General features: G+C 73.1%; 4 protein-coding genes and 1 pseudogene. 2 read left to right on the top strand and 3 right to left on the bottom strand.

The genetic code is table 11. The annotated features are described in order from the left end of the window. Positions 1-1,466 (top strand): MFS transporter (locus tag CCN56_RS38140; RefSeq protein ID WP_218779497.1); only part of this gene is annotated, 1,466 nt, incomplete at its 5' end. Next, positions 1,463-2,647 (top strand): M20 family metallopeptidase, encoded by a 1,185-nt coding sequence (locus tag CCN56_RS38135; protein WP_086832240.1) that lies wholly within the window; start codon positions 1,463-1,465, stop codon positions 2,645-2,647. The genes CCN56_RS38140 and CCN56_RS38135, both read left to right, overlap by 4 nt. An 18-nt stretch (positions 2,648-2,665) precedes the next feature. Here the strand turns inward: CCN56_RS38135 and CCN56_RS38130 are convergent, their stop codons facing one another. From CCN56_RS38130 to CCN56_RS38120, 3 genes and pseudogenes are all read right to left on the bottom strand, one after another. Next, positions 2,666-3,622, bottom strand: coding sequence for an SMP-30/gluconolactonase/LRE family protein (locus tag CCN56_RS38130; RefSeq protein WP_086832239.1), 957 nt, complete (start codon positions 3,620-3,622; stop codon positions 2,666-2,668). Positions 3,623-3,767: 145 nt separating this feature from the next. After that, entirely contained in the window at positions 3,768-4,595 is an 828-nt protein-coding gene (locus CCN56_RS38125) for a VOC family protein (protein WP_373412951.1), read from the bottom strand. Between the two features lie 100 nt (positions 4,596-4,695). After that, positions 4,696-4,980, bottom strand: a pseudogene (locus CCN56_RS38120) (MerR family transcriptional regulator); the annotation flags it as partial.

Here is a 4,980-nt window from a genome sequence, read left to right as displayed (position 1 = left end):
CTCCCGAAGAGGTAATACGTATGACGGACGCCGGTACCCGCACCGCCCCCGTACGGAGAAGAGCCGTACGCCCCGTCCCCGCCGGCGCGGTCATCGCCTCGGTCGCACTCGTCGAGCTCTCCAGCGGCATCACCCAGGGCTTCCTCTCCCCGCTGCTCAAGGGCCTCACCGACACCCTCGGGGTCACCGCGGCGGACCTGAACTGGATCAGCATCGCGAACCTGCTCGCGAGCGTCGCGTTCACGCCGGTCCTCGCCCGCATGGGCGACCTCCACGGCCACCGCCGACTCCTCCGCTGGAACCTCGCGATCGTCATCGCCGGCTCCGTCCTCGTCGGGCTGAGCCGCTCCTTCCCGGTGCTGCTCGCCGGCCAGATCCTCCAGGGCGCCATCGCGGGCTTCTTCCCGCTCCTCGTCGGCATCCTCCGCAACCGCCCCGACGGCGGCGACGCCGAGAGCCGCCGCGGCATCAGCCTCATGGTCGCCGCGCTGATCGGCGGCCTCACCCTCGGCCTGCTGTCCAGCGGCTTCATCGCCGCGAACGTCGACAGCCCCACCGCCGCCCTCTGGGTGCCCGCCATCGGCGCGAGCCTCGCGCTCGTGGTGACCTGGCCGCTGCTCCCCGAGTCCGACGACCGCCCCGGCGGCTCCGTCGACTGGGCCGGGGCGGTCCTGCTCTCCCTCGGCCTGGTCGCCCTGATGCTCGCGCTCGGTCTCGGCGGCACCCCCGGCTGGGAGTGGACCTCCGCCCGGACGCTCGCCACCCTGGTCGGCGGCGTGCTCGTCACCGCCCTGTGGGTGTTCGTGGAGCTCCGTACCGCCGAGCCCATGATCGACGTCCGGATGTTCCGCCGGCGCAACGTGGTCGTCGTCTCCGTCGTGACGCTCGCCTTCAGCTTCTGCATGCTCGGCCTCCAGGTCGCCCACCCGGTCTTCCTCGGCACGAGCCCCGACGAGACCGGGTACGGCTTCGGCTACAGCCCCGTCGTCATCGGCCTGGCCATGCTCCCCAACCTCCTCGCCATGGCCCTCGGCGCGCTCGCCGCCCCCGCCGTCGCCGCCCGCATCACCGACCGGCTCACCCTCGTCGCCGGCTCCGCCCTGATGGCCCTCGGATACGGAGTCGTCCTCGCCGTCCACTCCTCGGCGCCGCTCTTCCTGTTCGGCACGGCGCTCGCCGGTCTGGGCAACGGCTTCCTCCAGCACTCCACGCGCACCCTCGCCGTCGAGTCCGTCCCCCACGACCGGACGTCCGTCGGCTCCGGCATCAACGAGCTGATCATCAACGTCGGCGGCTCGCTCGGCGCCGCCGCGGTCCTCACCGTCTTCGCCGGGCGCACGCCCGCCGGCCACACCCTGCCGGACCTCGGCGCCTACACCACCTCCTGGGTGCTGTGCGCCGTGATCTCCCTCGTCGGCGGCGCCGCCTCCCTCCTCTACCGCACCCCGTCGAAGGACCTCCGATGACGACGACCACCACGGCCCGCCACCACAGCCGGGCCGTCCTCACCCGCCACCAGGAAGCGGTCATCGGGCTCAGCCACGCCCTGCACGCCGACCCCGAACTCGCCTACGAGGAGCATCGCGCGGCCCGCCGCATCACCGACCTCGTCGAGCGCGCCGGCTTCGACGTGACCCGCGGGGCGTACGGGCTGCCCACCGCCTTCCGCGCCACCGCCGGCACCGGCGACCTGGTCGTCGCGATCTGCGCCGAGTACGACGCGCTCCCCGGGATCGGCCACGCCTGCGGCCACAACGTCAACGGCTCGGCCTCCGTGGCCGCCGCCCTCGCCCTCGCGCCGCTCGCCGACGACCTCGGTGTCACCGTCGCGCTCCTCGGCACCCCCGCCGAGGAGTCGGGCGGCGGCAAGGTCGACATGATCCGCGCCGGGGCCTTCGACGACGTGGCGGCCGCCATGATGGTGCACGCCGCACCGCAGGACACCGTGGGTCTCACCACCCTCGCCATCAGCAGCCTCTCCGTCGCGTACTCCGGAGTCCCCGCGCACGCCGCCGCGATGCCGCACCGGGGCGTGAACGCCGCCGACGCGATGATGATCGCCCAGGTCGCGATCGCCGCCCACCGCCAGCAGATGGTCCCCGGCGCCGTCGTCTCCGGCGTCGTCACCTCGGCCGGCGACGCGGCGAACGTCATCCCGGACCGCGCCACCGCGACGTACGACGTCCGCGCCCGTACCAGCGAGGAGCTCGCCGAACTCCAGGCACGGGTACGGGCCTGCTTCGAGGCCGGAGCCCTCGCCACCGGCGCCGAGCTCCTCCTGGAGACCGTGGGCAACGACTACGCCGACCTCCGTCAGGACCTCGCGATGGGCCGCAGCTACCAGGCCGCCGCCGAGGCCCTCGGCCGCACCGTCCTTCCCGACGACCCGGACGTGCGCGGTGGTTCGACCGACATGGGGAACGTCTCGCACCTCGTCCCGACGATCCACCCGTCCATCGGATACGACTGCGGCGACACGATCATGCACCACCCGGACTTCACCCGGTACGGCACCACGGCCGCCGCCGACCGTGCCGTCCTCGACGGAGGCCTGGCCATGGCGTGGACCGCGATCGACCTGGCGACCGACCCGGCCCAGCGCGAGCGGCTCCTCGCCCGAGTCGCCGCCCGAGCCGCCGCGAACTGACCTCCGATCGAACGGACTTCAGGCCGCCGTGCCCAGCCAGGGCCGGCGGCCGGGACCGGTCGGGTGGGTGCCCGTGTTGCTCATGACCACCGAGTACAGGCTGGTCTGGGCGGCGATGAAGAGACGGTTGCGCTTGGCGCCGCCCCAGGAGATGTTGGCGACGGGCTCCGGGACGTTCAGCCGCCCGATCAGGGTGCCGTCGGGGTCGTAGCAGTGCACCCCGTCGCTCATGGCGGCGGCCCAGAGACGGCCGTCGGCGTCGAAGCGCAGGTTGTCGAAGCGGGCCTCCTCGCGGGCCGAGGCGTCGGCGAAGACCTTGCCGTCGGAGAGCGTGCCGTCCTCGCGCACGTCGAAGACCCGGATGAAGCCCGCCCGGGTGTCGGAGACGAAGAGCCGACTCTCGTCGTGGGAGAAGACCAGACCGTTCGGTGCGGCGAACTCGTCGGCCACGAGCCGGACTTCACCGCTGTCGGGGTCGATGCGGTAGACGTTGTTGGAGCCGATCTCGCTCTCCGCGCGATAGCCCTCGTAGTCGCTGGTGATGCCGAAGTCCGGATCGGAGAACCAGATCGAGCCGTCGGACTTCACCGCCGCGTCGTTCGGACTGTTCAGGCGCTTGCCCTGCCAGCGGTCCGCGAGCACGGTGACCGTGCCGTCGTGCTCGGTGCGCGTCACGCGCCGGTTGCCCTGCTCACAGGAGATCAGCCGGCCCTCGCGGTCCAGGGTGTTGCCGTTGGTGTGCCCGGCCGAGCGGCGGAAGACGGCGACGGCGCCCGTCTCCTCGTCCCAGCGCAGCATCCGGTCGTTCGGGATGTCGCTCCAGATCAGCTGCCGCCAGGCGGGCAGATAGATCGGCCCCTCGGCCCAACGACAGCCCGTGTGGAGGACTTCGAGGTGGTCGTCCCCGTACATGCACCGTCCCGTGAGGAACCGCTCGTCGAACATCTCGTACAGCTCGGGGCGCTCGCCGCTCATGGGTCCTTCCCTTCGTGAAGCCATCGCCTGTGCCGAATCTGATCCTGCGTGAGATGAAGATTGCAGGATCATCTACGGCGCACACAAGGAGCTTCCGAACAGAGAGCCGTGGATCACATGGTGCGGCGCGCGCCCGCGAGCCGGATCAACCCGTCTCCTCCGCCTCCTCCGCCTCCACGGCGAACAGCGCCCCCTCCGGATCGCGGACCACGAGACGGTGCTCGTCGCTGCCCGGCGGCCGCACCCCGGCCCACTCGCCGCCCGGCACCACCGACCCACCGTGCGCCAGGACCGCCTCCCGCGCCGCCTCCAGATCCCGCACCCGGAAACGGACCAGCCAGCGCGGCCGCAACTCAGGGCGGGGCGACTCGGATTCGACCGGACCGCTGTCGAGTCGGGCAACGGCCTCGCCGTTGCGCCGCAGCACCACCCCCTCGTGCTCGTACGACACCTCGGTGCCGCCCTGGCTCTCGTCCGCCCAGCCGAGCACCCCGCCGTAGAACACGGCCGCGTCGAACGCGTCGCGGGTGTGAAGCTCCACCCACGCCGGCGCCTGCCGCTCCCCGACGTGCCAGCGCGAGACCAGGCGCCCCTCCCACACGCCGAACACCGCACCCTCCAGATCCGTCGCGAGCGCCGCCCGGCCCCGCGGCGGATACGACAGCGGCCCCACCCCGACCGTGCCACCGCGCTCCCGGATCCGCGCCACCGCCGCGTCGGCGTCGTCGACGGCGAAGAACACCGTCCAGGCCACCGGCCCCGCCGGCTGCACGGACACCGCCGCGATCCCCGCCACCGGCACCCCGTCCCGCTCACCCACCACGTACGACTCGCCGAAGGCGCCCCGCCGGAACGTCCACCCGAGCACCGCCCCGTAGAAGCTCTGCGCCGCCTCCAGATCGTGCGCGGACAGGTTCAGCCAGCACGGTGCTCCCACCGCGTCCCCGGTCATCGGCCCCGACACCGGCACCACCTCCTCGTCGTCCTGAGTCCGTGCGCCCCTTCCCCGCCCCGCCGACGACCACACCCCGGGTACGCCGAACGGCTCAGCGGGCCGCCCGCCGGGGGAGACCTCAGGCGGCCGGGCCGTGGACCTCGGCACGGAGGGCCGTCGAGAGGTGGTGGTGCAGCAGGCCGAGGACCGGCTCGTCCGGGGCGAACAGGCCGGCGGCGAGCTTCCAGTACCGGGGGAGCACCGGGCTGTCGTCCAGGGCGAGCAGCCTCAGGAGCCGGCGCCGGAAGGCCGGCGTGTCCGGCTCCCCGCGCGCGTGGGCGTAGGCGGAGACGAACGAGTCCAGGGCCCCGCCGTCCCCCGGGGCCCGCCCGGCCCGCATCTCGGCCGAGGCCAGCGCGTACGC

This window comes from Streptomyces sp. NRRL B-24572 (assembly GCF_002156145.1).
GTDB classification, from domain to species: Bacteria; Actinomycetota; Actinomycetes; order Streptomycetales; family Streptomycetaceae; genus Streptomyces; species Streptomyces vietnamensis.
The sequence above is the reverse complement of the archived record's forward strand: the minus strand, read 5'-3'. Positions and strand labels throughout refer to the sequence as shown.

Excerpts from the sequence above, each read along its gene's own strand:
- CCN56_RS38135 (WP_086832240.1), top strand. The coding sequence starts at position 1,463 with ATGACGACGACCACCACGGCCCGCCACCACAGCCGGGCCGTCCTCACC.
- CCN56_RS38130 (WP_086832239.1), bottom strand. The coding sequence starts at position 3,622 with ATGAGCGGCGAGCGCCCCGAGCTGTACGAGATGTTCGACGAGCGGTTC.